The sequence below is a fragment of the Kitasatospora sp. NPDC090308 genome (assembly GCF_044769485.1).
Classification (GTDB): Bacteria; Actinomycetota; Actinomycetes; order Streptomycetales; family Streptomycetaceae; genus Kitasatospora; species Kitasatospora fiedleri.
In genome coordinates, this window is the sequence record NZ_JBIVXY010000026.1 from 1 (window position 1) to 24,838 (window position 24,838).

The following is a 24,838-nucleotide window of genomic DNA, read 5'->3' on the forward strand; positions in this document are numbered from 1 at the left end:
CAACTCACCACGGAGCCGCTCCACATCCCCCAGCTTCACACCCGAAGAATGCCCACCAACAGGCAAGATCACCCAACGTAACGAAGCACTACTAGTAGACTGTCGCGGCTAAGTGTCTTCCTGGTTGATGGAGTTGGGTCGAGCGAGCCTCCCTTGTCGTTTTCGTTCGGCCGGGCAGGGGTGCCGTGTCCTCGCAGAAGAAGTATCCGGTCGCGTTGAGCGCCGAGGACCGTCTGGCGTTGGAGCGGGTGACGACGACGGGGGTCCGCGGCGCGTCGATGATCAGGCGGGTGCGGGTGCTGCTCGCCCTGGACACCTCGATCGGCGAGGTCGCTCCGCGGGCGGTGATCGCGGAGCGGACCGGGGTCTCGTGCGACTCGGTCCGCCTGATCTCGAAGCGGTACGCGGAGACCGGCGGCGATGTGTGGGCCACGGTCGGCCGCAAGGAGCGCGCTCTCCCGCCGGTGTCCTCGGCGGTGACCGGCGGCGTCGAAGTCAGGCTGATCGCGCCGGCCTGCTCGACGCCGCCCCAGGGACACGCCCGATGGTCTCTGCGCCTGCTGGAGAAGCACGTCGCGCTGGTCGAGGACATCCCCGACCTGGACCACTCCACCATCGGCCGGGTCTTGAAAAAACGGAACTGCGTCCTCACGTGAAGAAGTGCTGGACCATCCCGCCAGCGGCGAACGCGGCTTTCGCCGCGGCGATGGAGGACGTCCTGGCGGTCTACCACCGGCCCTTCGATCCGGCCCGCCCGGTGGTCTGCACGGACGAGAAGCCGTACCAGCTGCTCGGCCACGTCCGCGATCCGCTTCCCGCGCGGCCGGGCCGCGACCGGCGCGAGGACAACGAGTACGTCCGCTCGGGGACCTGCTCGACCTTCTGCTGGGTCGAGCCGCTGCGCGGATGGCGGCGGGTGGATGCCCAGTCCCGCCGCACCAGGGTCGACTGGGCGCACCAGGTCGAGCGCCTGCTGAGCGTGGACTATCCCGACGCAGCCACGGTCGTGCTGGTGATGGACAACCTCAACACCCACGACACCGCCTCGCTCTACGAGGCGTTCGACCCGGCGAAGGCCTTCGCCCTGGCCCAGCGCCTGGAGATCCACCACACCCCCAAACACGGCTCCCGGCTCAACATCGCCGAGATCGAACTCTCCGCGCTCACCCGCCAGTGCCTGGACCGCCGCATCGACGACCTCACAGTGCTCAACGCCGAACTCGCCGCCTGGCAGCAGCACACCAACAACAACCAGCGCCAAGTCGACTGGCACTTCACCACCCACGACGCACGCGTGAAACTACGCCACCTCTACCCGAGCACACGGAGAAAATAAGATGCGACAGTCTACTAGTGCCGCGTCAGGCAACCTTCGCCCCGTCGCGGCACCCGACACGCCCTCTCGCCGCACCGGCCGAAAACCCGAGTACACCCAGGACGAGGGCTTCCGGCCGGCACGCCGAGAGCACGCACCGGACACCGCTCCTTGACGGGCGAAGGTTGCCTGACGCGGCACTAGACGTCCTCCCGGACGACGGCCAGCCGGTCCACCAGCAGCTCCAGCCGCTGCTCGGCGTCCGGCGCGGGGAGCCGGCCGGCCCGGGAGAGGGTGGCCAGCCCGTGCAGGGCGGCCCAGAAGGTCTCGGTGAACAGCCCCGGGTGGACGCCCTCCCCGGCGACCTCGGCGAGGGTCTCCACCAGGGCGGCGAAGGCGTCCTTGAGCGGCTCCGGGGTGTCCTCCCGCGCGTAGGCGAGGCCGCCGTCGAGCTGGAAGACGGCGTCGTAGACCGCCGGGTTGTCCGCGGCGAAGCCCAGGTAGGCGCGGGCCAGGGCGCGCACCCGGGCCCGGGGGCCGTCCGCGGCGGCGGTGGCGGCCCGTAGCGCGGCGGCCAGCTCGGTGGAGCCCTGGAGGGCGACGGCGCCGATGATCTCGCGCTTGCCGCGGAAGTGGCTGTAGAGGACGGGCTGGCTGTACTCGATGCGTTCGGCGAGCCGGCGGGTGGTGACGGCGTCCCAGCCCTGCTGCTCGGCGAGTTCGCGGGCGGTGGCCACGATGAGGCGCTCGCGCCCGGCCCGTTCGCGTTCCTTGCGTTCCTGTACCGACATGACCCGATTCTAGCACTGCTAGACAAGCAAGCGGCAGCAGTACTAGCATCACTTCATCAGCTAGCGGCGCTAGATTCCAGGAGGGGTCATCATGCTCAACGCACTCGAGGTCTTCACCGTCGTGGTCGTCGGCCTGTTGGTGGGGGTGGAGTTCTCGGTCGCCTTCGTGGTCAACCGCATCCTCGGCGCGCTGCCCGAGGACGGCTACCAGCTCGGCCGCGCCCACGGCGGCCGGATGCTCGGGGCCCTGATGCCGTTCTGGTACATCGGCTCGCTCGTCCTCGCGGTCGGCTGGGCCGTCGCCGGGCGGCACCACCCCGGCACCGGGCTGGTCGTCACCGGCGCCGCCCTGCTGGCCCTGAGCGTGGTCATGTCGATCCTGCTGCTCGTCCCGATCAACAACCGGAGCAAGAGCTGGACCCCGGAGAACCGCCCCGCGGACTGGCGGGAGCAGAGCGACCGCTGGGACCGCTACCACTACGCCCGGGTCGCGGTCCTGATCGCCGGCCTCACCCTGCTGGTCACCGCCCTGACCCGGTGAACGGCCCCGGCCCGGCGGTCGCCCCGCGCCGACGGGCGCGCCGACCCGGTGCCGCTACCCGATCCGGTCGGGGCGGGTGTAGACGTTCGCGGTGCGCTCGCGCAGGAAGCCGACCAGGGTGAGGCCGAGCTCCTCGGCCAGGTCGACGGCGAGCGAGGAGGGGGCCGAGACGGCGGCCAGCAGCGGGAGGCCGGCCAGCGCGGCCTTCTGGGTCAGCTCGAAGGAGGCCCGGCCGGAGACCAGCAGCAGGTGGCCGGTCAGCGGGAGCCGCCCCTCGCGCAGCGCCCAGCCGACCACCTTGTCCACGGCGTTGTGCCGGCCGACGTCCTCACGCACGCACAGCAGCGTCCCGTCCGGGGCGAACAGGCCCGCGGCGTGCAGCCCGCCGGTGCTGTCGAAGGCGCGCTGGGCGGCGCGCAGCCGCTCGGGCAGGTCGTAGAGCAGCGCCGCGGGCACCCGGAGCGGGTCGGTGGAGACGTCCCAGCGCGAGCGGGTCCGGACGGCGTCCACGGTGTCCCGGCCGCACAGGCCGCAGGCGCTGGTGGTGAGCAGGTTGCGGTGGGCGGAGAGCGCGGGGCGGGCGCCGCGGACGGCGGCGTCGACGACGTTGTACGTGTTGGCGCCGTCCGCGTCCGTCCCGGCGCAGTAGCGCAGGGCGGCCAGCTCCTCGGTGGCCCCGACCAGGCCCTCGCCGACCAGGAACCCGGCGACCAGGTCGAAGTCGTGCCCCGGGGTGCGCATCGTGACGGTGAGCGCCTCGCCGCCGATCCGGATCTCCAGCGGCTCCTCCGCCGCCAGGCTGTCCGGCCGCGCGGAGCGCTCGTCCCCGCGCAGCCGCACCACCCGCCGTCGTTCCGTCGCCCGTGCCATCCGTCTCGCACCTCCGCGGGCCAGTCAACCACCCGTCAGGGTTCGACGACACGCAGCCTGAGTCCGGTGCCGGGGAGGAGGAGGGCGAGGAGCAGCGGGAGCCAGGCGAGCAACGACCAGGGCGAACCGTCGAACCCGAGGCGGCTCGTGAGCGGCAGGGCCGCCGGCCCCGCCAGCAGGACGGCCGGTCCGGCCCAGGTGCCGCGGACCTCCACCTGCACCCGCCCGGCGGCCGGGACGTCCACGGTCACGGTATTGGAGCGGTCGAGCCCCCGCCGGACCTGGACGCGGTGGGTGCCGGGCGGCAGCACGAACGGGGTGTTGCCGCCGGGCCGGGCCCAGTCGAGGACGGTGCGGCCGGTGTGGACCCGGAACTTCCCGCGGCCCTGCTTCGGCACCCTGACCATCAGCCTGCCGTTGTCGGTGCCCATCGCCGCCCCTCCGGTCGCCCGTGTGTGCGAAGGATAGCGAGGCGGCCCGCGACCGTGCTTGTCACATCTCCATTCACCTGATGAGATTGTGCATATGGATATGCACAGTGTCGTCGTCCGGGTCGGCAAGGCCGACGTCAGCGCCGAGGACGTCCTCGCCGTCGCCCGCGGCGGGGCCCGGGTGGAGATCGGGCCGGACGCGCTCGCCGAGATGGCCGGGGCCCGGGCCCGGATCGACGCGCTGGCCGCCGAGCCGCGTCCGGTGTACGGGGTCTCGACCGGCTTCGGCGCGCTGGCGGTGCGGCACATCAGCCCCGAGCTGCGGGCCCAGTTGCAGCGTTCGCTGGTGCGCTCGCACGCGGCGGGCATGGGACCGGTGGTGGAGACCGAGGTGGTCCGGGCGCTGGTGTTCCTGCGGATGAAGACGCTGGCCTCCGGCCGGACGGGCGTGCGCCCGCTGGTCGCCGAGACGATGGCCGCGCTGCTGAACGCGGGCATCACCCCGGTGGTGCGCGAGTTCGGCTCGCTGGGCTGCTCCGGCGACCTCGCGCCGCTCTCGCACTGCGCGCTGGTGCTGATGGGCGAGGGCACCGCGTTCGGCCCGGACGGGGTGGAGCGCCCCGCCGCCGAGCTGCTGGCCGCCGCCGGGATCACCCCCGTCGAACTGCTGGAGAAGGAGGGCCTGGCCCTCATCAACGGCACCGACGGCATGCTCGGCATGCTGGTGATGGCGCTGGCCGACCTGCGCCGCCTCTACACCACCGCCGACGTCACCGCCGCGATGTCGCTGGAGGCGCTGCTGGGCACCGACAAGGTGCTCGCCCCCGAGCTGCACGCCCCGATCCGCCCGCACCCCGGGCAGGCCGCCTCCGCCGCCAACATGCTGGCGGTGCTGCGCGGCTCCGGGCTGACCGGCCACCACCAGGACGACGCGCCGCGGGTCCAGGACGCGTACTCGATCCGCTGCGCCCCCCAGGTGGCCGGCGCCGGCCGGGACACCCTGGCGCACGCCGCGCTGGTCGCCGAACGGGAGCTGGCCGCCTCGGTGGACAACCCGGTGGTGCTCCCGGACGGCCGGGTCGAGTCGAACGGCAACTTCCACGGCGCGCCGGTCGGCTACGTGCTCGACTTCCTGGCGATCGCCGCCGCCGACCTGGCCTCGATCGCCGAGCGGCGCACCGACCGGCTGCTGGACAAGGCCCGCTCGCACGGCCTGCCCGCCTTCCTGGCCGACGACCCCGGCGTCGACTCCGGCCTGATGATCGCCCAGTACACCCAGGCCGCGCTGGTCAGCGAGAACAAGCGGCTCGCGGTGCCCGCCTCGGTGGACTCCATCCCGTCCTCGGCGATGCAGGAGGACCACGTCTCGATGGGCTGGTCCGCGGCCCGCAAGCTGCGCCGGTCGGTGGCCAACCTCGGCCGCGTCCTGGCGGTGGAACTCGTCGCCGCCGCACGGGCGTTGGAGATCCGGGAGCAGGCCGCCGAGCAGTCGGGCGTGCTCGCCCCGGCGACCGCCGCCGCGGTCGCCGCCGCCCGTGCGGCCGGGGTCGGCGGCCCGGGCCGGGACCGCTTCCTCTCGCCGGACCTGGAGGCCGCCGCCGACCTGGTCGCCTCCGGCGCGCTGCTGGCGGCGGTCGAACGGGTCACCGGACCGCTCGCCTGACCCCTGCCCCGACCCCTGGCGGGACGGGCGGGCGCACCCACCGGAACCGGCCCACCGGCCTCCGGACCCGCCCGTCCCGCCAGTCGAAACGCGATTGCCCACCTGCCGGGACTGCGCCACAGTCGTCCCACCGTCGAAGCCACCGGCGACCGCCCGACCGAGCGTGGAGGTACCGCACATGACCGCCCTGGACGAGACCGGCACCGCCGCCGGCCCCTCCGCCCGGCTGCTCCACCTCTTCGAGGGCCACCGGCTGACCCCCACCCAGCGCCGGATCGCCCACTCGCTGGTCCGGCACGCCGCCGAGGCGCCGTTCCTGTCCAGCGTCGAGGTCGCCGAACTCGCCGGGGTCAGCCAGCCGTCGGTGACCAGGTTCGCGGTCGCGCTCGGCTACGACGGCTACCCGGCGCTGCGCAAGCAGCTGCGCGAACTCGGCGTCGGCGAACCGGGCACCCCCGAGAGCCACCACGACGTGGTGCGCAACGAGCACCAGCAGGCCGTCCTGGCCGAGATCGAGCACCTGCGCCACCTCGCCGAACTGCTCGCCGACCCGGCCCCGATCGTCCGGGCCGCCCGGGTGCTGGCCGCCTCCCGCCCGCTGCCGGTGCTCGGCCTGCGGGCCGCCTCCGCGCAGGCCCGCGGCTTCGCGTACTTCGCCGGCAAGGTGCACCCCGACGTCCGGCTGCTCGACGAGGGCGGCTCGATGCTCGCCGACCGGCTGGAGCAGGCCGCCGCCGCGGGGGCCACCGCGCTGCTCTGCTTCGCCCTGCCGCGCTACCCGCGCGAGCTGATGGACGCCCTCGCGGTGGCCCGGGAGTGCGGCCTGACCGTGCTCACCGTCGCCGACTCGGCGTTCGCGCCGGTCGCCAAGCTCTCCGACGCGCTGCTGCCCGCCGCCGTCGGCACCGGCCTGGTCTTCGACACCGCGTGCGCGCCGATGATGCTCGGCCGGGTCCTGCTCCAGGCCATGTGCGACGAACTGCCGGGCGCCGAAGCCCGGCTGGAGGCCATCGAGCAGTCCGCGACGGCCCGTCAACTCTTCCTGGACTGACACCCTTTGTTTGCCGAATGACACCTTCTCGTCGGGTTGACGAGGGGTGGTGGGCGGGCATCTCTCCGGACAGGGAGAAAGACAGCTTGGACGGGGGAAGTCCAATGCCACCGCCGATCCACCAGATGAGACTCACCGGACGGCTCGGTTCCGGGGCCGACGAATGGTCCTGCCCGCTCTGCGGCCGCCGCATCGCCCTGCGCCGCCCGCCGCACCCCGAACTGACCGTCCTCGACCCCGGCGACGAGGAGGCCGTCCACATCGGCGTCCTGGAACCCGGTGACCCCGCCGCCGAGGCCGCCGCCGCCCGCTACGGCGTCGGCCCGGTCCAGCACATCCCGCGCCCCCCGACCCGCCCCGGCCAGCCGAACCCCGAACCCGACGCGGCCGACCGCCGCTGGCTGGCCGAGATCGGCATCGACTGGGACGGCGACGAGGCCGCCTGACGGCCGTCCGGCGGGCGCCCGGCTTGACTCTGCCGGGAACCCCGAAGTCGCCGAGGTCAGGTGCCCGGGGCCCGCCAGGACTTCAGCCGAGGTATCTCGCACCGTCTGGCGCGGGGGGCGGGACGGCCGCGGCCCGGGCCGGGTCGGCGGACAGCACGCGGGGCAGGCCGTCGTGGAGGAAGGCGGTCACCGCCGGGAGCGTGCCCGCCGGGTGCCCTCGTGCACCGAGGCGTCCGGCACCTGTCGCCCGGCTGTCCCGGTGAAGCCGTCCAGGGCCCGCGTGCCGCTGTCGGCGGCGATCGGCGCATCCGCCGGCTCCGGGTGGGCGAAGGCGTCGCGGAGGCGGGGCGCGTCGGAGAACCCCGGTACCCGGACACGCGATCGCCAGGGGCGCCACCCACCTTGAGCGCGCCGAGCGGGACCCCGGAGTCCGGCGGGCGGAGGAGGGACCCGACGTCGAACCACTGCTCGGTCCGGCTCCGTCGGGAATCCCCGAGATCCCCGGCGGGGTCGAACTGGAGTGTCCGCCGGGGGAGGGGGAGAGTGATGGACGTTCGATCGATCGCCGGGTGGGGGTGCGCCGGGGTCGCGCTGCTCGCGGCGGGTGCCATGGTCTGGGGCGACCGCGAGACCCGCTCCGGCGGGTGGATGGTGGTCGCCGACAGTCTGGGGCGGGCCGACTGGCTGGGCGTCGTCCTGCTGTTGGCGGCCCTGGTGGCGGGCCTGCTGCTCGGCAGCCGGGCGGTGCGGCAGCTGGCGAGGGCCGGCCTGGTGCCGGCCGCCGCGCTGTCGGTGCTGCTGGGCACGGTGGTGCTGCTGATGGGGGAGGACCCGGTCAGCTACCCGGAGCGGAAGGTCCGCACCGCCGCGCCGGGCCGCGCCGACCGGGTCCTGACGGTGATCCACCACGGCACGAACACCACCGAGACCCGGGCCCAGGTCCGGGACGTCCAGGTGGAGACCGGCTCCGGCTGGTCCGGCCGCCGCTGGACGCTGCTCACCGTGGTCGGCGAGTTCGAGGGCGGCGGCGCCCTCACCGCCGCGGACTGGAACGGCCCCGACCGGGTCACTGTCGCCACCGACCTGGAGGCCAGGGTCTACGACTTCTCCACCGGCCGGCCCGTCCCGGTCCCGGCCTGACCGGACCGTCCGCGTCGGCGAGGGCGCGGGACTCTGGTCGGGCCGGTGCTGTTTGGATATATTCAGTCGCGTTCATGGTGAATGAATTCCATCCGGCAAGGAGGCTGGTCCATGGCAGAGCAGGCGAACGGCCCGCGCGAGGTCCGCGCGGCGCGGGGCACCGGGCTGAGCACGCGGGGCTGGCAGCAGGAGGCCGCCCTGCGGATGCTGATGAACAACCTGGACCCGGAGGTCGCCGAGCACCCGTCCAAGCTGGTGGTCTACGGCGGCACCGGCAAGGCGGCCCGGGACTGGCGCTCCTTCGACGCGATGGTGCGGACCCTGCGGGACCTCAAGCAGGACGAGACCATGCTGGTGCAGTCCGGCCGCCCGGTCGGCGTGATGCAGACCCACGAGTGGGCGCCGCGGGTGCTGATCGCCAACTCCAACCTGGTCGGCGACTGGGCGAACTGGGAGGAGTTCCGCCGCCTGGAGTCGCTCGGCCTCACCATGTACGGCCAGATGACCGCCGGTTCGTGGATCTACATCGGCACCCAGGGCATCCTCCAGGGCACCTACGAGACCTTCGCCGCGGTGGCGAACAAGCGCTTCGGCGGCACCCTGGCGGGCACCGTCACCCTCACCGCCGGGCTCGGCGGCATGGGCGGCGCCCAGCCGCTGGCCGTCACCATGAACGGCGGCGTGGCGATCTGCATCGACTGCGACCCGTCCCGGATCGCCCGCCGGATCGAGCACCGCTACCTCGACGTCGAGGCGACCGGCGTCGACCACGCGCTCCAGCTGGCCGTCGAGGCCCGCGACAGGCGGCAGCCGCTCTCGATCGGCCTGCTCGGCAACGCCGCCGACCTGCTGCCGCAGCTGCTCGCCGCGGACGCCCCGATCGACATCGTCACCGACCAGACCAGTGCCCACGACCCGCTCGCCTACCTGCCCACCGGCGTCGCCTTCGAGGACATGGCGGCCTACGCGGCCGAGAAGCCCGCCGAGTTCACCACCCGGGCCCGGGAGTCGATGGCCCGGCACGTGGAGGCGATGGTCGGCTTCCAGGACCGCGGCGCGGAGGTCTTCGACTACGGCAACTCGATCCGCGGCGAGGCCCAACTCGCCGGGTACGACCGGGCGTTCGCCTTCCCCGGCTTCGTCCCCGCGTACATCCGGCCGCTGTTCTGCGAGGGGAAGGGCCCGTTCCGCTGGGCCGCGCTCTCCGGCGACCCGCAGGACATCCACAAGACCGACCGGGCCGTCCTCGACCTGTTCCCGGAGAACGAGTCGCTGCACCGCTGGATCACCATGGCCCAGGAGAAGGTCCACTTCCAGGGCCTGCCCGCGCGGATCTGCTGGCTCGGCTACGGCGAGCGCGACAAGGCCGGCGAGCGGTTCAACGACATGGTGGCCTCCGGCGAGCTGTCCGCGCCGATCGTGATCGGCCGCGACCACCTGGACTGCGGCTCGGTGGCCTCCCCCTACCGGGAGACCGAGGCGATGCTCGACGGCTCGGACGCGATCGCCGACTGGCCGCTGCTCAACGCCATGGTCAACGTCGCCTCCGGCGCCTCCTGGGTCTCCGTCCACCACGGCGGCGGCGTCGGCATCGGCCGCTCGATCCACGCCGGGCAGGTCACCGTCGCCGACGGCACCGCGCTGGCCGGCGAGAAGATCCGCCGGGTGCTGACCAACGACCCCGGCATGGGCGTCATCCGGCACGTCGACGCGGGCTACGACCGGGCGGACGAGGTCGCGGCGGAGCGCGGGGTGCGCGTCCCCATGAACGAGCTGTGAGCTTCGACGCGATGTGGGCGGAGCTGCTCCCGGTGGGCCGCTCCGCCGCCACCGGCGGCTACCGGCGGCACGCCTGGAACTCCGCCGACGCCGAGTGCCGGGCCTGGTTCGAGCAGCAGGCCCGGACCCGCGGCCTGGCGTACGGGACCGACCGCAACGGCAACCAGTGGGCCTGGCACGGGGACCCGGCCGCCGGGAACGCCGTGGTCACCGGCTCGCACCTGGACTCCGTCCCCGACGGCGGCGCCTACGACGGCCCGCTCGGGGTGGTCTCCGCCTTCGCCGCGTTCGACCGACTGGTCGAGAAGGGGAGGGAGTTGACCCGCCCGCTGGGCATCGCCAACTTCGCGGACGAGGAGGGCGCCCGGTTCGGCGTCGCCTGCGTCGGCTCCCGGCTGGCCACCGGCCTGCTCGACCGGGAGGCCGCGTACGCGCTGCGCGACGCCGACGGGGTGCGGCTGCCCGACGCCATGGAGCGGGCCGGGCACGACCCGGCGCTGATCGGCGCCGACCCCGAACTGCTGGGCCGGATCGGCGCGTTCGTCGAACTCCACGTCGAGCAGGGCCGCTGCCTGACCGAGCGGCGGCCGGTCGGGGTGGCCGGGGCGATCTGGCCGCACGGGCGGTGGCGGTTCGACTTCCACGGCGAGGCCAACCACGCCGGCACCACCCTGCTCGCCGACCGCCGCGACCCGATGCTCACCTACGCCACCACCGTGCTCGCCGCCCGCAAGAAGGCCCGGCTCGCCGGGGCGCTCGCCACCTTCGGCAAGGTCGCCGTCGAACCCAACGGCACCAACGCGATCGCCTCGCTGGTCCGCGGCTGGCTGGACTCCCGGGCCCCCGACGAGCGCACCCTGCACCAGGTGGTCGGGGCGATCGAGCAGGCCGCCGCCGAACGCGGCGCCCGCGACGGCGTCCGGGTCGAGCTGACCCGCGAGTCGTACACCCCCGTGGTGGACTTCGACGCCCCGCTGCGCGACCGCCTCGCCGCCCGCCTGGACGCCCCGGTGCTGCCGACCGGCGCGGGACACGACGCCGGAATCCTGGCGTCCGCCGTCCCGACCGCCATGCTGTTCGTGCGCAACCCCAGCGGTGTCTCGCACTCCCCGGCCGAGCACGCCGAGCGCGCCGACTGCCACGCCGGGGTCGCCGCCCTGGCCGACGTACTGGAGGACCTCGCATGCCGGCCGTCGTGACGTACTGGGCCGAGCACGCCTGGCTGCCGCACCCCGGCGGCCCGGCCGTCCAGCCGGAGGTGCTGATCACCGTCGGCGCGGACGGCCGGATCGCCGAGGTCGTCCACGGCAGCGGCCCCTGCCCGGCCGGGGCGGTCCGGCTGGCCGGGCTCGCGCTGCCCGGGCAGGCCAACGCCCACTCGCACGCCTTCCACCGGGCGCTGCGCTCCACCGTCCAGGTCGGCTCCGGGACGTTCTGGACCTGGCGCGACACCATGTACCGGGTCGCCGCCGCGCTCGACCCCGACCGCTACCTGGCGCTCGCCACCGCCGTGTACGCCGAGATGGCGCTCGCCGGGATCACCGCCGTCGGCGAGTTCCACTACCTGCACCACGCGCCCGGCGGCGCCCGGTACGCCGACCCGAACGCGATGGGCGCGGCGCTGGTCGAGGCCGCCGCCCGGGCCGGCATCCGGATCACCCTGCTCGACACCTGCTACCTGTCGTCCGGCTTCGGCGCCGCGCCGACCGGTCCCCAACTGCGCTTCTCCGACGGGGACGCCGACGCCTGGGCCGAGCGCGCCGACGCGCTGAAGGGCGCCGGGCACGCCCGGATCGGCGCCGCCGTGCACAGCGTCCGGGCGGTGCCCGCCGAGCAGTTGGGCACCGTCGCGCGGTGGGCCGCGACCCGCGGCGCCCCGCTGCACGTCCACCTCTCCGAGCAGACCGCCGAGAACGACGCCTGCCTGGCCGCCCACGGCGTCACCCCCACCCGGCTGCTCGCCGACCACGGCGTCCTCGGCCCGCGCACCTCCGCCGTGCACGCCACCCACCTCACCGACCAGGACGTCCGGCTGCTCGCCGAGTCCGGCACCACGATCTGCATGTGCCCCACCACCGAACGGGACCTCGCCGACGGCATCGGTCCCGCCCGGCGGCTCGCCTCGGCCGGCTGCCCGGTCACGCTCGGCTCCGACAGCCACGCCGTGATCGACCCGTTCGAGGAGGCCCGCGCCCTGGAGCTCGACGAGCGCCTGCGCACCCGCACCCGCGGCCACTGGACGGCGGCCGACCTGCTCCGGGCGGGCGGCGCGGACGGCCACGCCTCGCTCGGCTGGCCCGAGGCCGGGCGCCTGGAGGCCGGTGCGCTCGCCGACTTCTGCGTGATCGCCCTCGACTCGGTCCGCACCGCCGGGCCGCCGCCCCTGCTCGGCGCCGAGACCGCGGTCTTCGCGGCGGGCGCGGCCGACGTCCGCCACCTGGTGGTCGGCGGCCGGCACGTGGTCAGGGACGGGGTGCACCAGCTCGTCCCGGAGACCGGGCGCGCCCTCGCGGCGGCCGTCGGCGCCCTGCGGTGACGGCCCGCCCCCGGAAGCACGACCGATCAAGGAACGGACCCCCATGAGCCTGCTCATCAGCAACATCGGTTCGCTGGTCACCAACGACCCCGCCCTCGGCGCGGGCCCGCTCGGACTGCTGGCCGACGCCGCCGTGGTGGTGGACGGCGACCGCGTCGCCTGGGTGGGCCCGGACGCGGACGCGCCCGCCGCCGACGAGCACACCGACGCGGGCGGACGGGCGCTGCTGCCCGGGTTCGTGGACAGCCACGCGCACCTGCTGTTCGCGGGCGACCGCACCGCCGAGTTCAGCGCCCGGATGTCGGGCCTGCCGTACGGCGCGGGCGGCATCCGGACCACCGTCGCCGCGACCCGGGCCGCCTCGGACGCCGAGCTGAACGCCAACCTGACCCGCTACCTGGCGGAGATGCTGCGCCAGGGCACCACCACCGTCGAGGTGAAGTCCGGCTACGGGCTGAGCACCGAGGACGAGGCGCGGGCCCTGCGGATCGCCGCCGGGCACACCGCCGAGACCACCTACCTGGGGGCGCACGTGGTGGCCCCCGAGTACGCCGACGACCCGGCCGGGTACGTCGAGCTGGTGACCGGCGAGATGCTGGCCGCCTGCGCGCCGTACGCCCGCTGGGTCGACGTGTTCTGCGAGCGCGGCGCGTTCGACGGCGACCAGGCCCGGGCGGTGCTGACCGCCGGGATGGCGCAGGGACTGCGGCCCAGGGTGCACGCCAACCAGCTGGGCCACGGCCCCGGCGTGCAGCTGGCGGTGGAGCTGGGCGCCGCCTCCGCCGACCACTGCACCCACCTGACCGACGCGGACGTCGCCGCGCTGGCCGGGAGCGAGACCGTCGCCACGCTGCTGCCGGGCGCCGAGTTCTCCACCCGGGCGCCCTACCCGGACGCCCGGCGGCTGCTGGACGCGGGCGCCGCCGTCGCGCTGTCCACCGACTGCAACCCGGGCTCCAGCTTCACCAGCTCGATGCCGTTCTGCGTGGCCGTCGCCGTCCGCGAGATGGGCCTGACCCCCGACGAGGCGGTGCACGCCGCCACCGCGGGCGGCGCGCTCGCGCTGCGCCGCCCCGACGTGGGCCGGATCGCCCCCGGGGCCCGGGCCGACCTGCACCTGCTGGACGCGCCCTCGCACGTCCACCTGGCGTACCGGCCGGGCGTCCCGCTGACCGCCGCGGTGTGGCAGGGCGGGGTCAGGAAGGTCTGACGCGCGGCGTCAGCGCCCGTCGCCCAGCAGCGTGCCGATCCGGCGGCGGGCGGCGAACAGGCCGGCGCCCGCCGCGATCGCCAGCAGGCCCTGGACGGCGAAGTACCAGGTCGAGCCGACCACGTCGTCACCCAGCAGCAGCTGGGCCAGGGCGGCCACGCAGTCGCCCGCGGTGACGGCGAGGAACCAGACGCCCATCATCTGGCTGGCGTACTTGGCGGGCGCCAGCTTGGTGGTGACGGACAGGCCGACCGGGGAGAGGGTCAGCTCGCCGACGGTCTGGACCAGGTAGACCACGGCCAGCCAGAGCGGGGAGACCTTGACGCCGCCGGAGGCCGCGGCCATCGCCAGCATCATCACCAGGAAGGACGCGCCGATCATCAGCAGGCCGAAGGCGAACTTCGCGGTGGTGGAGGGGTTGCGCCCGCGCCGGGCGGCGGCGTTCCACAGCCAGGCGAAGACCGGGGCCAGCGCCATGATGTACAGCGGGTTCAGCGACTGGAACCAGCTGGAGGGGAAGGAGAAGCCGAACAGGCTCCCGGCGGTGTTCCGGTCGGCGAACACGCTCAGGGTCGAGCCGGACTGGTCGTAGATCATCCAGAACACGGCGGCGGCCAGGAAGAACCACAGGTAGCCGCCCACCCGGGACCGCTCCGGCCGGGTCAGCTCCGGGTCGCGGCGGATCCGGGCGAACACCAGGACGGGGGCGGCCAGGCCGATCAGCGACAGCGGCCAGAGCACCCAGGAGACGGTGAAGTGCCCGCTGACCGCGACCACGCCGTAGAACACGGCGGCGGCGGCCAGCCAGAGCGCCGCCTTGCGCAGCAGCGCCAGGCCCTCGGTGCGGGGCAGCGGCGAGGCGACGACGTCCGAGCGCGGGCTGAGGTGGCGGGTGCCCAGCAGGTACTGGATCAGGCCGAGCGCCATGCCGACGCCCGCGAGCGCGAAGCCCAGGTGCCAGTTCACCTGCTGGCCCACGGTGCCGATCACCAGCGGCGCCAGGAAGCTGCCGAGGTTGATGCCCATGTAGAAGATGGTGAAGCCGCCGTCGCGGCGCGCGTCGTCGTCCTTGTCGTAGAGCTGGCCGACCATCGTGGAGATGTTGGCCTTCAGCAGGCCGGAACCGATCGCGATCGGGACCAGGCCGGCGAAGAAGAACACCTCGCTGGGCACGGCGAGCATGAAGTGCCCGACCATGATGATCAGTCCGCCGAGGGCGACGGTGCGCCGGGCGCCGAGCAGCCGGTCGGCGATCCAGCCGCCGGGCACCGCGAGCAGGTAGACCATGGCGCTGTAGACCGAGACCACCGCGGTGCTGAGGGCGATGCCCTTCTCCAGGCCGCCGTCGGCGTGGGTCGCGGTCATGTAGACCAGCAGCAGCGCGCGCATGCCGTAGAAGCTGAAGCGCTCCCAGGTCTCGGTCATGAAGAGGGTGGCCAGGCCGCGGGGGTGGCCGAGGAAGGTCCGCCCCGAGGGGGGAGAGGGCCGTGCCTCGGTCTCCAGGGTGGTCGAAGCCATGCTGATTCCTTGCCTGTTTTCTCGGGTTCCCCACCACAGTAAGTCGCGAGTTCGGGTGACTGCGGAGCGTGAATGGTATGCGGAAGGTAAAGTCTGGCGGCCGTGCACCGTGCATTTTGATGCCTCGGGCGAAGAATTGCCTGTGATCTCAAGGGTCGTGCGAAGAATGTCCGTTAAAGCGCAGTTGTCGCCGGAGGGGCCCGTGGAATGCCGGTGATCACCGGCTGTGACAGTGTTCACAGCGCCCGGCCCGGGCGTGCCGGGACGGCCGGAGACCCTCTGATCGGCGGCCTCCGCGCGGTCTACCATCCCCCTATGACCTGTGTGCTGCTGGCCGAGGACGACCCGGCAATCTCCGAACCGCTGGCCCGCGCCCTGCGCCGCGAGGGCTACGAGGTGCTCGTCCGCGAGGACGGACCGGCCGCGCTGGGCGCCGGCCTCAGCGAGGACGTCGACCTGATCGTGCTCGACCTCGGGCTCCCCGAGATGGACGGCCTGGAGGTGTGCCGACGGCTGCGCGCCGACGGCAAGAGCTTCCCGGTCCTGGTGCTCACCGCCCGCGCCGACGAGGTGGACACCGTGGTCGGCCTGGACGCCGGCGCCGACGACTACGTCACCAAGCCGTTCCGGCTGGCCGAACTGCTGGCCCGGGTCCGGGCCCTGCTCCGGCGCGGCAACGTGGACCAGCTGACCACCGGCGCGCACGGCGTGAAGATCGACATCGAGTCGCACCGCGCCTGGCTCGGCGAGGAGGAACTCACGCTCTCCGCCAAGGAGTTCGAGCTGCTGCGGGTGCTGGTGCGGGACGCCGGACGGGTCGTCACCCGCGAGGAGATCATGCGCCAGGTCTGGGACACCACCTGGTGGACCTCCACCAAGACCCTGGACATGCACATCTCCTGGCTGCGCAAGAAGCTCGGCGACGACGCCGCGAACCCGCGCTACATCGCCACCGTGCGGGGCGTGGGCTTCCGCTTCGAGAAGAACTGACCGCCCGGGAAGGCTTCCGAGAAGACTTCCGAGAAGAGTCCGAGAAGGACCGACCGAAGGACCGCCCGGCGTGAAGCGCAGGATGATCAACTCGCTGCTGGGCGTGGTCCTGGTGGTGGTCGCGGTGTTCTGCGTGCCGCTGGCCCTGATCGAGAAGCAGTCGATCGTCAACGCCGCCAACGACCGGGTGGACGCGGTGGCGGTCCGGGTGCTCGGGCTGGTCGAGAGCCGGCTCGCCGCGGGCGAGCCGGTCAGCGGCGAGAAGTTCGCCGCCGTCGTCACCGACGAGTACTACGTCACCGTGGACATCCCGGGACAGCGGCAGATCGCCCTCGGCCGTCCCGTCGAGGGCGACGCGCTGACCGCCACCGAGACCGGCGGCAGCGGGGAGACCGTCACCGCCGCGCAGTCCCGCACCGCGCTCGACCACGAGATCGGCAACATGCTGCTGCTGCTCGGCGTGGTCGCGCTGCTCGCCGTGCAGGCCGCCGTGGCGCTCGCCGTCTGGCAGGCCAAGCGGCTGGCCCGGCCGCTCACCGAGCTCGCCGAGACCGCCGAGCGGCTGGGCTCCGGCGACCCCCGCCCGCAGGGCCGCCGCTACGGCGTGCCCGAACTCGACCGGATCGCCGAGGTGCTGGACACCAGCGCCGAGCGGATCGCCCGGATGCTCACCGCCGAGCGCCGCCTCGCCGCCGACGCCTCGCACCAGCTGCGCACCCCCCTCACCGCGCTCTCGATGCGGCTGGAGGAGATCACCGCGCTCGCCGAGGACCCCGGCACCGTCCGGGAGGAGGCCGCGATCGGCCTCCAGCAGGTCGAGCGGCTCACCGACGTGGTGCAGCGGCTGCTCACCAACCAGCGCGACCCCAACAGCCCCACCGCGGTGACCTTCGGGCTCGACGAGGTGATCAAGCAGCAGGTCGAGGAGTGGGGGCCCACCCTGCGCGACGGCGGGCGGCGGCTGGTCATCGAGGGCCTGCGCGACGCCCGGGTGATCGGCACCCCCGGCACCGTCGCCCAGGTGCTCGCCACCCTGATCGAGAACTCGCTGATGCACGGCGCCGGCACCATCACCCTGCGGGTGCGCCGCTCCGGCAGCTCGGTGGTCGCCGAGGTCCAGGACGAGGGCGCGGGCGTCCCGCGCGAACTGGGCAACCGGGTCTTCGAGCGGGCGGTCAGCGGCCGCAACTCCACCGGCATCGGGCTGGCCGTCGCTCGGGACCTCGCCGAGGCCGACGGCGGCCGCCTCGAACTGCTGTCGCTGCGACCGCCGGTGTTCGCGCTGTTCCTCGCCCACGGGGGCGAGTGAGGGCGGGGCGGCGGGGACGGAGGGCGGGCGGGCTCAGTTCGCCAGGGTGCGGCTCGGCGGGGCGGCCAGCAGCAGCTCGGCCTCCTGCACCACGGCGGGCTCCTCCAGCTCCGGCATCGCCTTGAACACCCAGGTCCGGTAGGAGACGAAGCGGAACACGGTGGCCACCACCAGGCCCAGCAGCTTGCCGCCCAGCTTCTCGAACGGGGTGTCCAGGCCCAGCACGTACTGGGTGAAGCCCAGGGTGCCGGTCTCGATCAGCATGCCGATGCCGCTGAACACCAGGAAGAGGGTGATCTCCCGCTTGCGGGAGGCGGCGTCGCGGTCCCGGTACAGCCAGTACCGGTAGCCCAGGTAGTTGGTGGCGATCGCCACCAGCGTCGCGGCGATGTTGGAGCGCAGCGAGGCCAGGCCGAAGCCGTTGGTGAGGACCCAGAACAGCCCGAAGTTGACCACCACGCCGGTGGCGCCGATCACGGCGAAGCCGATCGCCTCCAGGGACAGGCCGCGCATCCGCTGGGTGAACGGGGGACGCGTCTCGGTGCTGCTCGTCATCCGGGCTGTCTCCGTATGCTTCACATGATCGGATAAGTGGTGTTCTACGATCCGGCCCACCAGGCTACCGGCAATCCCTGAGAGCACGCCCCCGCCCCCGGAGCACCCCGTCCGCCGCGCTCCGGCGCACGCCGCCGCACCCCGTCCGCCGCCCGCCGGGGCACCCCCGGCGCGCTCCGGCGCCCGCCGGTGCCGAGCCCTCCGACCGGCCCGGATATCCTGGAGCGCGTGACTGTAGCGGGCAATGCGAACTTTCCAGTGGTCGGAGTCATCGGCGGCGGGCAGCTCGCCCGCATGATGCACCAGGCGGGCATCCCGCTGGGCATCCGCTTCAAACTCCTCGCCGACACCCCCCAGGAGTCGGCCGCGCAGGTGGTCGGCACCACCGTGCTCGGCGACTACCGCGACCTCGACACGCTGCGGGCCTTCGCCGCCGACTGCGACGTGATCACCTTCGACCACGAGCACGTGCCCACCGAGCACCTGCGCACCCTCCAGGCCGAGGGCGTCGCCGTCCGCCCCGGCCCGGACGCGCTGGTCAACGCCCAGGACAAGGGCGTCATGCGGGCCAGGCTCGACTCCATCGGCGTCCCCTGCCCCCGGCACCGGCTGGTCGCCGACCCGGCCGACGTCACCGCCTTCGCGGAAGAGGGCGAGGGCTACCCCGTCGTGCTGAAGACCGTCCGCGGCGGCTACGACGGCAAGGGCGTCTGGGTCGTCGCCGACGAGACCGAGGCCGCCGCCCCCTTCCTGGCCGGCGTCCCCGTGCTGGCCGAGGAGAAGGTCGACTTCCTGCGCGAACTCGCCGCCAACGTGGTGCGCTCGCCCAGCGGCCAGGCCGTCGCCTACCCGGTGGTCGAGTCCGTCCAGGAGAACGGCATCTGCGCCGAGGTCACCGCCCCCGCGCCCGACCTCGACCCGGCCCTCTCCGACGAGGCCCAGCAGCTCGCCCTGCGGATCGCCGGCGAGCTCGACATCACCGGCCACCTCGCCGTCGAGCTGTTCCAGACCCGCGACGGCCGCATCCTGGTCAACGAACTCGCCATGCGCCCGCACAACTCCGGCCACTGGTCCCAGGACGGCGCCGTCACCTCCCAGTTCGAGAACCACCTGCGGGCCGTCCTCGACCTCCCGCTCGGCGACCCGCGCCCCCGCGCCAGGTGGACCGTCATGGTCAACGTCCTCGGCGGCGACTACCCCGACATGTACCGGGCGTTCCTGCACTGCATGGCCCGCGACCCCGGCCTCAAGATCCACATGTACGGAAAGGACGTGAAGCCCGGCCGCAAGGTCGGCCACGTCAACGTCTTCGGGGACGACCTCGAAGACGTCCGCGAGCGCGCCCGCCACGCGGCCGCCTACCTGCGAGGAACGATCACCGAGTGACTTCCCTCCCCTCCTGCCGGAGGGGGTTCCCCTCAGCCTCGCGGCCGAGCCGTCGCGCGTGAGCGCGGCGGTGGGACGACTTCCTGCTTCACCGACGACTGCCCGCCCGGAGTGCTCCGTTGAGGTCCTACGCCGTCTCCACAGGCTGCAACCGCCAGTCCGGCGGCCAGGATGTTGCGTGCCGCGTTGACGTCCCGGTCGTGGACGGCGCCGCAGGCGCACTCCCACGTGCGCACGTGCAGCGGCAGGCAGGTGCGGCGGGCGCCACAGGACGAGCAGAGCTTCGAGCTGGGGAACCACCGGTCGACGGTGACCAGTTCGCGGCCGTACCAGACGCACTTGTAGGCGAGCATCGCCCGCAGTTCGGCCCAGCCCGCGTCGGCGATCGACCGGGAGAGCCTGCGATTTCCGAGCAGATCGCGGACCGACAGTCCCTCGACCACGACCGTTTGGTTCTCACGGACGAGCCGAGTGGTCAGCTTGTGCAGGAAGTCCCGGCGCCGGTCGGCGATCCGGGCATGAACACGGGCGACCTTACGTCGGGCCTTCTCCCGGTTCGCCGAACCCGCGGCTTTCCGCGACAGCTCCCGTTGTGCCCGGACCAGGCGTGTGCGCTCGCGCCGCTCGTGCCCGGGGTTGCGGACCTTCTCCCCGGTGGAGAGCGCGACCAGATCGCTGACGCCCAGGTCCACACCCACAGCACGGTCGAGGACGGGCAGGTGTCGAACCGTCGGGTCCTCGCACAGCACCGAGACGAACCAGCGCCCTGCAGCATCACGCGAAACGGTCACCGTGGACGGAACCGCCCCCTCGGGCAGCGGTCGCGACCAGCGGATGTCCAGCGGCTCGGCCATCTTCGCCAGTGTCAATCACCCCTCCCGGTAGCGGAACGCCGAACGGGTGTACTCGGCGGCGTCCCGCGACCTCTTCCTCGCCTTGAACCGCGGGTGCCCGGCCCGTCGGGTGAGGAAGTTCGTGAACGCCGCCTGCAGGTGACGCAGTGCCTGCTGCAGGGGCACGCACGACACCTCGTTGAGGAACGCCAGCTCCTCTGTCCGCTTCCAACCCGTCAGCATCGCCGACGTCGCTCCGTACCCCACCCGCTCCTGCCGCCGCTCCCACGCCTCCACGCGGGCCGCCAACGCCCTGTTCCACACCAGCCGCACGCAACCGAACGTCCGCGACAACTCCGCCGCCTGCTCCCCGTTCGGATAGCAGCGGTACTTGAACGCCCGCTTCACGTGCACCGTCACCACGGCTGACACGTTAGAACCCCCCACTGACACCACGTCGTACCGCACGTCGCCCCGGGCCGAAGCCGGGGCACCCACGAAAGGACCGCCATGACCAAGTCCCCCCTTGTCGGCATCGTGATGGGCTCCGACTCCGACTGGCCCGTGATGGAGGCCGCCGCGCAGGCGCTGGACGAGTTCGAGATCCCGTACGAGGTCGACGTGGTCTCCGCGCACCGGATGCCGCGCGAGATGGTCGCCTACGGCGAGCGGGCGCACGGGCGCGGGCTGAAGGCGATCATCGCCGGGGCGGGCGGGGCCGCGCACCTGCCGGGGATGCTGGCCTCGGTGACGCCGCTGCCGGTGATCGGCGTCCCGGTGCCGCTGCGCTACCTGGACGGGATGGACAGCCTGCTGTCGATCGTCCAGATGCCGGCCGGGGTGCCGGTGGCGACCGTCTCGGTGGCGGGCGCGCGCAACGCGGGCCTGCTCGCGGTCCGGATGCTGGCCGCGTTCGACCCCGAACTCGCCGAGAAAATGGTCGAGTTCCAGGCCGAGCTGAACAACCAGGCCACCGAGAAGGGCCGCAAGCTGCGCGCCAAGGTGGCGGGCAACGACTCCTTCGGCTTCGGCAAGTAGGCGCGTAGGCACGTAAGTAAGCACGTGGGCGAGCGGGCCGGGTGGCCCCTCCCGGCCCCCTCCCGAGGGAGGGGGCCGGGCCGCTCAGCCGGTGCCGAACCCGCCGCTGGCGACCGCGGTGACGAAGGTGTGCCAGACGGTGGCGGGGAAGTGCAGGACCGGGCCGTCGGGGTCCTTGGAGTCGCGGACGTGGCCGGGGTGGGCGTCGTCCACCTCGATGCACTCACCGCCGTCGTTGTTGCTGTAGCTGCTCTTGCGCCAACGGCGCTCCTCGGCGGGGGCGTTCAGGTCAGGGTGCATCAGAAGCCAGTCCTTCCAGCATCGATCTGATCGTGAGCTCGGAGTCCTGCGGGGGCAGTGCCTGAGCCCGTAGTAGATCGTAGAGCCACTGCCGCTCCGCGATGTCCGCCGTCGTCTCGTAGATCGTCCCGGTCCGGCTGCTCTCCTCGTACGCGAGCCGGTCGCCGCCCGGCAGCGTGAGCAGCGTCATCGAGGAAGTCTCGGAGTGCCCGCCGGACTTGAACGGGAGCACCTGCACGACCACGTTGGGCAGCGTGGCCGCGTCGAGGATCGCCCGCAGCTGCTCGGCCATCACCGCAGGGCCGCCGTAGGCCCGGTGGAACGCGTACTCGTCCAGGATGAACCAGTACCGGCACCCCGAGCCGCGTAGCCGGAGCTGTCGGCCCATCCGGGCCCGGACCCGCTCCTCCACCTCCTCCTCCGGCGCGTAGGGGAGGCCCGCGCGCAGCGCGTGCCGGGCGAACGCCTCGGTCTGGAGCAGGCCCGGCATATTGGGGCTGTAGGACTCGTGGACGAGTGCCTGGTCCGCGATCGCCAGGAACTCCTGGTACTTCGCCGGGTGGTCCTCCCGCAGCGCCAGCGGGAGCAGCCGGACGAAGAGGCCGTCGGTCCGGAAGACCTGGTCCAGCATCTCCGACAGCCCCCGGGGCACCCTGACGTCCCCGTTCTCGACCCGGGACAGCGTGCTGACGGAGAAGTGCACCCCCTCGGCGAGCTTGACGAGGGACCAGCCGAGTTCCGCGCGCCGCCGTCGGATCTCGGCCCCGTAGAAGTGCCGCGCACTCCGAGACGGGTCGACTTCTCGCTCCGGGAAGCTCATGGCCTTCCCCTCCCTGTTGGGCGATCCGCACGCCACGGCCCCCGGGAACCCGCCGTCCGGCGTCCCGTCCACCGGGCGTCTGCGCCGTTCAGCTTAGCGGCGAAGCGTGACGCGACGAGTACGGAACGTGGCAATTCCCTTGGTGGGAAACCCCGCTGAGCGAGGGTCGGACCCCGCGGGCCCCGGCGCCCCGACCGGTCGACGCGCCGGGGATGACCTTTCCCCCGGCTCGGCGGTAGAACGGGGGCATGACCCCCGAACTGCTCGACCGCGCCCGGGCCGTCCTGCGCACCACGCCGGTGGTGGACGGCCACAACGACCTGCCGTGGGCGATGCGCGCCCAGGCCGGGTACGACCTCGACGCCGTCGACCTGACGGCCGACCAGAGCCACCGGCTGCACACCGACTTCGGCCGCCTGCGGGCGGGCGGGGTCGGCGCGCAGTTCTGGTCGGTGTACGTGCCCGCCGAACTGGCGGGCGACAGCGCGGTCAGCGCGACGCTGGAGCAGATCGACTTCGTCCGGGCGATGACCGAGCGCCACCCCGGGCACCTGCGGCTCGCGCTGACCGCCGACGACCTGGAGACCGCCCGCGCCGAGGGCCGGATCGCCTCGCTGATGGGCGCCGAGGGCGGCCACTCCATCAACTCCTCGCTGGCCACCCTGCGCGCGCTGTACGAGCTGGGCGTGCGCTACCTGACCCTCACCCACAACTCCAACGTGCCCTGGGCCGACTCCGCCACCGACGAGCCCGCGCACGGCGGGCTCACCGCGTTCGGCGAGGAGGTGGTCCGGGAGATGAACCGGCTCGGCATGCTGGTCGACCTCTCGCACGTCTCGGCCGACACCATGCGCGACGCGCTGCGGGTCTCCGAGGCCCCGGTGGTCTTCTCGCACTCCTCCGCCCGCGCCGTCTGCGACCACCCGCGCAACGTCCCGGACGACGTGCTGACCGCGCTGGCCGCCAACGGCGGCGTCGTGATGGCCACCTTCGTGCCCAAGTTCGTGCTGCCCGCCGCCATCGAGTGGACGCTCGCCGCCGACGCCAACATGCGCGCCAAGGGACTGCACCCGCTGGAGACCACCCCCGAGGCGATGGCCGTGCAGCGCGCCTACGAGGCCGAGCACCCCCGCCCGACCGCCACCGCCGCGACCGTCGCCGACCACCTCGACCACCTGCGGGAGGTGGCCGGCATCGACCACGTCGGCCTCGGCGGCGACTACGACGGCACCGCGTTCACCCCGTCCGGCCTGGAGGACGTCTCCGGCTACCCGGTGCTGGTCGCCGAACTGCTGCGCCGCGGCTGGTCCGAGGCCGACCTCGCCAAACTGACCTGGCACAACGCCGTCCGGGCGCTGCGCGGCGCCGAGACGGCCGCCAGCCGGCTGCGGGCCGAGCGCCGCCCCTCGATCGCCACCCGGGAGCAGCTGGACGGCGCATGAGCGACGGACTTGACCTCGCCCCTGGGGCAGGCCCGAACGTGGCCGGTGCGGAGGAGGAACGGCTGCTCACCACCGGTGAGTTCGCCCGACGCGGCCTGCTGTCGCCGAAGGCGCTGCGGCTGTACGACCGGCAGGGGCTGCTGCCGCCGGACCGGATCGACCCGGACAGCGGCTACCGCTACTACCGGCCGGAGCGGCTGGCCACCGCGCGGCTGATCGTCCGGCTGCGCGGCCTGGACATGCCGCTGGCCGCCGTCGCCGAGGTGCTCGCCCTGCCGGGCCCCGCGGCGGCGGAGCGGGTCGCCGCGTACTGGGCCGCCGTCGAACGGCGGACCGCCTCGCAGCGGACGCTGGCCGACCACCTCCGCGTCCAACTGAGCGGACTCGAAGGGATCGACGAGATGTACCGGATCGAACAGCGGGACGTGCCCGAGCAGCTGTTGCTCACCGAGCAGCGCCGCGCCAAGCCGGAGGAGCTGGACTGCTTCATCCCGGAGGCCACCGCCCGGCTGGCGGCCGTCGCGGCGGCCCACGGCGGCGTCGCGGCCGCCCCGTTCGTGATCTACCACGGGCAGGTCGACGAGGACAACGACGGCCCGGTCGAGGTCTGCGTCCCGGTCGACCCGGCCCGCGCCGCGGGCCTGACCGCCGCGCACCGCGTCGAACCCGCGCACCGGGAGGCGTACACCAGGATCACCAAGGCGCAGGTCGAGTACCCGCAGATCCTCAGCGCCTACGACGCGGTCTGCGCCTGGACGGAACGGAACGGCAGCCCGCGCACCGGCGCGGGCCGGGAGGTCTACTTCGCCGACTGGGCCGCCGCCGCGCCGTCCGACCAGGTCTGCGACATCGCCTTCCCGATCGGGGGCTGAGC

24 protein-coding genes and 1 pseudogene are annotated in these 24,838 nt (G+C 73.4%); 17 read left to right on the plus strand and 8 right to left on the minus strand.

Annotated features, from left to right (window positions below; translation table 11 throughout):
- Positions 1-185: 185 nt before the first annotated feature.
- Entirely contained in the window at positions 186-656 is a 471-nt protein-coding gene (locus ACIQVD_RS32850; protein WP_402292583.1) for a helix-turn-helix domain-containing protein, read from the plus strand.
- Positions 653-1,336 (plus strand): IS630 family transposase, encoded by a 684-nt coding sequence (locus ACIQVD_RS32855; RefSeq protein ID WP_402292584.1) that lies wholly within the window; start codon positions 653-655, stop codon positions 1,334-1,336. Before ACIQVD_RS32850 ends, ACIQVD_RS32855 begins: the two co-directional genes overlap by 4 nt.
- A 179-nt stretch (positions 1,337-1,515) precedes the next feature.
- Here the strand turns inward: ACIQVD_RS32855 and ACIQVD_RS32860 are convergent, their stop codons facing one another.
- The gene (locus ACIQVD_RS32860) at positions 1,516-2,106 is read right to left on the minus strand and encodes a TetR/AcrR family transcriptional regulator (protein WP_402292585.1); all 591 of its coding nucleotides are present in this window, start codon (positions 2,104-2,106) and stop codon (positions 1,516-1,518) included.
- Positions 2,107-2,197: 91 nt separating this feature from the next.
- On the opposite strand from ACIQVD_RS32860, the gene ACIQVD_RS32865 reads away from it, so the two are divergent.
- Positions 2,198-2,647: an anthrone oxygenase family protein gene (locus ACIQVD_RS32865; RefSeq protein WP_400693610.1), complete on the plus strand. Its 450-nt coding sequence runs from the start codon at positions 2,198-2,200 to the stop codon at positions 2,645-2,647.
- A gap of 54 nt (positions 2,648-2,701) precedes the next feature.
- Here ACIQVD_RS32865 and fdhD read toward each other — a convergent pair whose 3' ends face one another.
- Positions 2,702-3,517 (minus strand): formate dehydrogenase accessory sulfurtransferase FdhD, encoded by an 816-nt coding sequence (gene fdhD / locus ACIQVD_RS32870; protein WP_400693607.1) that lies wholly within the window; start codon positions 3,515-3,517, stop codon positions 2,702-2,704.
- 35 nt (positions 3,518-3,552) lie between these two features.
- Positions 3,553-3,948: a hypothetical protein gene (locus ACIQVD_RS32875; RefSeq protein ID WP_402292586.1), complete on the minus strand. Its 396-nt coding sequence runs from the start codon at positions 3,946-3,948 to the stop codon at positions 3,553-3,555.
- A gap of 100 nt (positions 3,949-4,048) precedes the next feature.
- On the opposite strand from ACIQVD_RS32875, the gene hutH reads away from it, so the two are divergent.
- From hutH to hutI, 8 genes are all read left to right on the plus strand, one after another.
- Complete coding sequence (hutH, locus tag ACIQVD_RS32880) at positions 4,049-5,611, plus strand: histidine ammonia-lyase (RefSeq protein ID WP_402292603.1); 1,563 nt, start codon at positions 4,049-4,051, stop codon at positions 5,609-5,611.
- A gap of 178 nt (positions 5,612-5,789) precedes the next feature.
- Positions 5,790-6,662: a MurR/RpiR family transcriptional regulator gene (locus tag ACIQVD_RS32885; RefSeq protein WP_400693601.1), complete on the plus strand. Its 873-nt coding sequence runs from the start codon at positions 5,790-5,792 to the stop codon at positions 6,660-6,662.
- A gap of 104 nt (positions 6,663-6,766) precedes the next feature.
- Positions 6,767-7,108: a hypothetical protein gene (locus ACIQVD_RS32890; protein ID WP_100837976.1), complete on the plus strand. Its 342-nt coding sequence runs from the start codon at positions 6,767-6,769 to the stop codon at positions 7,106-7,108.
- Positions 7,109-7,654: 546 nt separating this feature from the next.
- Positions 7,655-8,248, plus strand: a complete 594-nt coding sequence (locus ACIQVD_RS32895) for a hypothetical protein (protein WP_402292587.1) — start codon at positions 7,655-7,657, stop codon at positions 8,246-8,248.
- A gap of 111 nt (positions 8,249-8,359) precedes the next feature.
- Complete coding sequence (gene hutU, locus ACIQVD_RS32900; RefSeq protein ID WP_400693589.1) at positions 8,360-10,027, plus strand: urocanate hydratase; 1,668 nt, start codon at positions 8,360-8,362, stop codon at positions 10,025-10,027.
- An 11-nt stretch (positions 10,028-10,038) separates the two neighbouring features.
- Complete coding sequence (locus tag ACIQVD_RS32905) at positions 10,039-11,226, plus strand: allantoate amidohydrolase (RefSeq protein ID WP_400693628.1); 1,188 nt, start codon at positions 10,039-10,041, stop codon at positions 11,224-11,226.
- Positions 11,211-12,563 carry a formimidoylglutamate deiminase gene (locus ACIQVD_RS32910; protein WP_400693586.1) on the plus strand — a complete coding sequence of 451 codons (1,353 nt, stop codon included), beginning with the start codon at positions 11,211-11,213 and terminating at the stop codon, positions 12,561-12,563. The genes ACIQVD_RS32905 and ACIQVD_RS32910 overlap by 16 nt, the downstream gene beginning before the upstream one ends.
- A 43-nt stretch (positions 12,564-12,606) precedes the next feature.
- On the plus strand, positions 12,607-13,773 hold the full coding sequence (hutI, locus tag ACIQVD_RS32915) for an imidazolonepropionase (protein ID WP_400693583.1): 1,167 nt from the start codon (positions 12,607-12,609) through the stop codon (positions 13,771-13,773).
- Positions 13,774-13,782: 9 nt separating this feature from the next.
- Here the strand turns inward: hutI and ACIQVD_RS32920 are convergent, their stop codons facing one another.
- Entirely contained in the window at positions 13,783-15,291 is a 1,509-nt protein-coding gene (locus tag ACIQVD_RS32920; RefSeq protein ID WP_402292588.1) for a peptide MFS transporter, read from the minus strand.
- Between the two features lie 315 nt (positions 15,292-15,606).
- Here ACIQVD_RS32920 and ACIQVD_RS32925 point away from each other — a divergent pair, with 315 nt between their 5' ends.
- Both ACIQVD_RS32925 and ACIQVD_RS32930 read left to right on the plus strand, forming a co-directional pair.
- Positions 15,607-16,281 carry a response regulator transcription factor gene (locus ACIQVD_RS32925; protein ID WP_014136090.1) on the plus strand — a complete coding sequence of 225 codons (675 nt, stop codon included), beginning with the start codon at positions 15,607-15,609 and terminating at the stop codon, positions 16,279-16,281.
- A gap of 70 nt (positions 16,282-16,351) precedes the next feature.
- Positions 16,352-17,590 carry an ATP-binding protein gene (locus ACIQVD_RS32930; RefSeq protein WP_100837981.1) on the plus strand — a complete coding sequence of 413 codons (1,239 nt, stop codon included), beginning with the start codon at positions 16,352-16,354 and terminating at the stop codon, positions 17,588-17,590.
- Between the two features lie 33 nt (positions 17,591-17,623).
- Here the strand turns inward: ACIQVD_RS32930 and ACIQVD_RS32935 are convergent, their stop codons facing one another.
- A complete protein-coding gene (locus ACIQVD_RS32935; RefSeq protein WP_400693576.1) occupies positions 17,624-18,145 on the minus strand; it encodes a GtrA family protein in 522 nt (173 codons plus the stop codon).
- Positions 18,146-18,373: 228 nt separating this feature from the next.
- Between ACIQVD_RS32935 and ACIQVD_RS32940 the strand changes: the two genes are divergently transcribed.
- Positions 18,374-19,531: a 5-(carboxyamino)imidazole ribonucleotide synthase gene (locus tag ACIQVD_RS32940; RefSeq protein WP_100837983.1), complete on the plus strand. Its 1,158-nt coding sequence runs from the start codon at positions 18,374-18,376 to the stop codon at positions 19,529-19,531.
- 32 nt (positions 19,532-19,563) lie between these two features.
- Here the strand turns inward: ACIQVD_RS32940 and ACIQVD_RS32945 are convergent.
- Positions 19,564-20,784, minus strand: a pseudogene (locus ACIQVD_RS32945) (RNA-guided endonuclease InsQ/TnpB family protein).
- 90 nt (positions 20,785-20,874) lie between these two features.
- Here ACIQVD_RS32945 and purE point away from each other — a divergent pair.
- Complete coding sequence (gene purE / locus ACIQVD_RS32950) at positions 20,875-21,402, plus strand: 5-(carboxyamino)imidazole ribonucleotide mutase (protein WP_400693572.1); 528 nt, start codon at positions 20,875-20,877, stop codon at positions 21,400-21,402.
- Positions 21,403-21,486: 84 nt separating this feature from the next.
- Here purE and ACIQVD_RS32955 read toward each other — a convergent pair whose 3' ends face one another.
- Together ACIQVD_RS32955 and ACIQVD_RS32960 are read right to left on the minus strand one after the other, a co-directional pair.
- Positions 21,487-21,702 carry a DUF397 domain-containing protein gene (locus ACIQVD_RS32955; protein WP_402292589.1) on the minus strand — a complete coding sequence of 72 codons (216 nt, stop codon included), beginning with the start codon at positions 21,700-21,702 and terminating at the stop codon, positions 21,487-21,489.
- A complete protein-coding gene (locus ACIQVD_RS32960; RefSeq protein WP_402292590.1) occupies positions 21,692-22,522 on the minus strand; it encodes a Scr1 family TA system antitoxin-like transcriptional regulator in 831 nt (276 codons plus the stop codon). Before ACIQVD_RS32960 ends, ACIQVD_RS32955 begins: the two co-directional genes overlap by 11 nt.
- A 248-nt stretch (positions 22,523-22,770) precedes the next feature.
- Here ACIQVD_RS32960 and ACIQVD_RS32965 point away from each other — a divergent pair, with 248 nt between their 5' ends.
- A complete protein-coding gene (locus ACIQVD_RS32965; RefSeq protein ID WP_400693564.1) occupies positions 22,771-23,964 on the plus strand; it encodes a dipeptidase in 1,194 nt (397 codons plus the stop codon).
- Positions 23,961-24,836: a MerR family transcriptional regulator gene (locus tag ACIQVD_RS32970; protein WP_402292591.1), complete on the plus strand. Its 876-nt coding sequence runs from the start codon at positions 23,961-23,963 to the stop codon at positions 24,834-24,836. Before ACIQVD_RS32965 ends, ACIQVD_RS32970 begins: the two co-directional genes overlap by 4 nt.
- The last annotated feature ends 2 nt before the right edge of the window (positions 24,837-24,838 follow it).

Coding starts and splice junctions, on each gene's coding strand:
- ACIQVD_RS32860 (WP_402292585.1), bottom strand. CDS start 2,106: ATGTCGGTACAGGAACGCAAGGAACGCGAACGGGCCGGGCGCGAGCGC.
- ACIQVD_RS32865 (WP_400693610.1), top strand. CDS start 2,198: ATGCTCAACGCACTCGAGGTCTTCACCGTCGTGGTCGTCGGCCTGTTG.
- fdhD (WP_400693607.1), bottom strand. CDS start 3,517: ATGGCACGGGCGACGGAACGACGGCGGGTGGTGCGGCTGCGCGGGGAC.
- ACIQVD_RS32875 (WP_402292586.1), bottom strand. CDS start 3,948: ATGGGCACCGACAACGGCAGGCTGATGGTCAGGGTGCCGAAGCAGGGC.
- hutH (WP_402292603.1), top strand. CDS start 4,049: ATGCACAGTGTCGTCGTCCGGGTCGGCAAGGCCGACGTCAGCGCCGAG.
- ACIQVD_RS32885 (WP_400693601.1), top strand. CDS start 5,790: ATGACCGCCCTGGACGAGACCGGCACCGCCGCCGGCCCCTCCGCCCGG.
- ACIQVD_RS32890 (WP_100837976.1), top strand. CDS start 6,767: ATGCCACCGCCGATCCACCAGATGAGACTCACCGGACGGCTCGGTTCC.
- ACIQVD_RS32895 (WP_402292587.1), top strand. CDS start 7,655: ATGGACGTTCGATCGATCGCCGGGTGGGGGTGCGCCGGGGTCGCGCTG.
- hutU (WP_400693589.1), top strand. CDS start 8,360: ATGGCAGAGCAGGCGAACGGCCCGCGCGAGGTCCGCGCGGCGCGGGGC.
- ACIQVD_RS32905 (WP_400693628.1), top strand. CDS start 10,039: ATGTGGGCGGAGCTGCTCCCGGTGGGCCGCTCCGCCGCCACCGGCGGC.
- ACIQVD_RS32910 (WP_400693586.1), top strand. CDS start 11,211: ATGCCGGCCGTCGTGACGTACTGGGCCGAGCACGCCTGGCTGCCGCAC.
- hutI (WP_400693583.1), top strand. CDS start 12,607: ATGAGCCTGCTCATCAGCAACATCGGTTCGCTGGTCACCAACGACCCC.
- ACIQVD_RS32920 (WP_402292588.1), bottom strand. CDS start 15,291: ATGGCTTCGACCACCCTGGAGACCGAGGCACGGCCCTCTCCCCCCTCG.
- ACIQVD_RS32925 (WP_014136090.1), top strand. CDS start 15,607: ATGACCTGTGTGCTGCTGGCCGAGGACGACCCGGCAATCTCCGAACCG.
- ACIQVD_RS32935 (WP_400693576.1), bottom strand. CDS start 18,145: ATGACGAGCAGCACCGAGACGCGTCCCCCGTTCACCCAGCGGATGCGC.
- purE (WP_400693572.1), top strand. CDS start 20,875: ATGACCAAGTCCCCCCTTGTCGGCATCGTGATGGGCTCCGACTCCGAC.
- ACIQVD_RS32955 (WP_402292589.1), bottom strand. CDS start 21,702: ATGCACCCTGACCTGAACGCCCCCGCCGAGGAGCGCCGTTGGCGCAAG.
- ACIQVD_RS32960 (WP_402292590.1), bottom strand. CDS start 22,522: ATGAGCTTCCCGGAGCGAGAAGTCGACCCGTCTCGGAGTGCGCGGCAC.
- ACIQVD_RS32965 (WP_400693564.1), top strand. CDS start 22,771: ATGACCCCCGAACTGCTCGACCGCGCCCGGGCCGTCCTGCGCACCACG.
- ACIQVD_RS32970 (WP_402292591.1), top strand. CDS start 23,961: ATGAGCGACGGACTTGACCTCGCCCCTGGGGCAGGCCCGAACGTGGCC.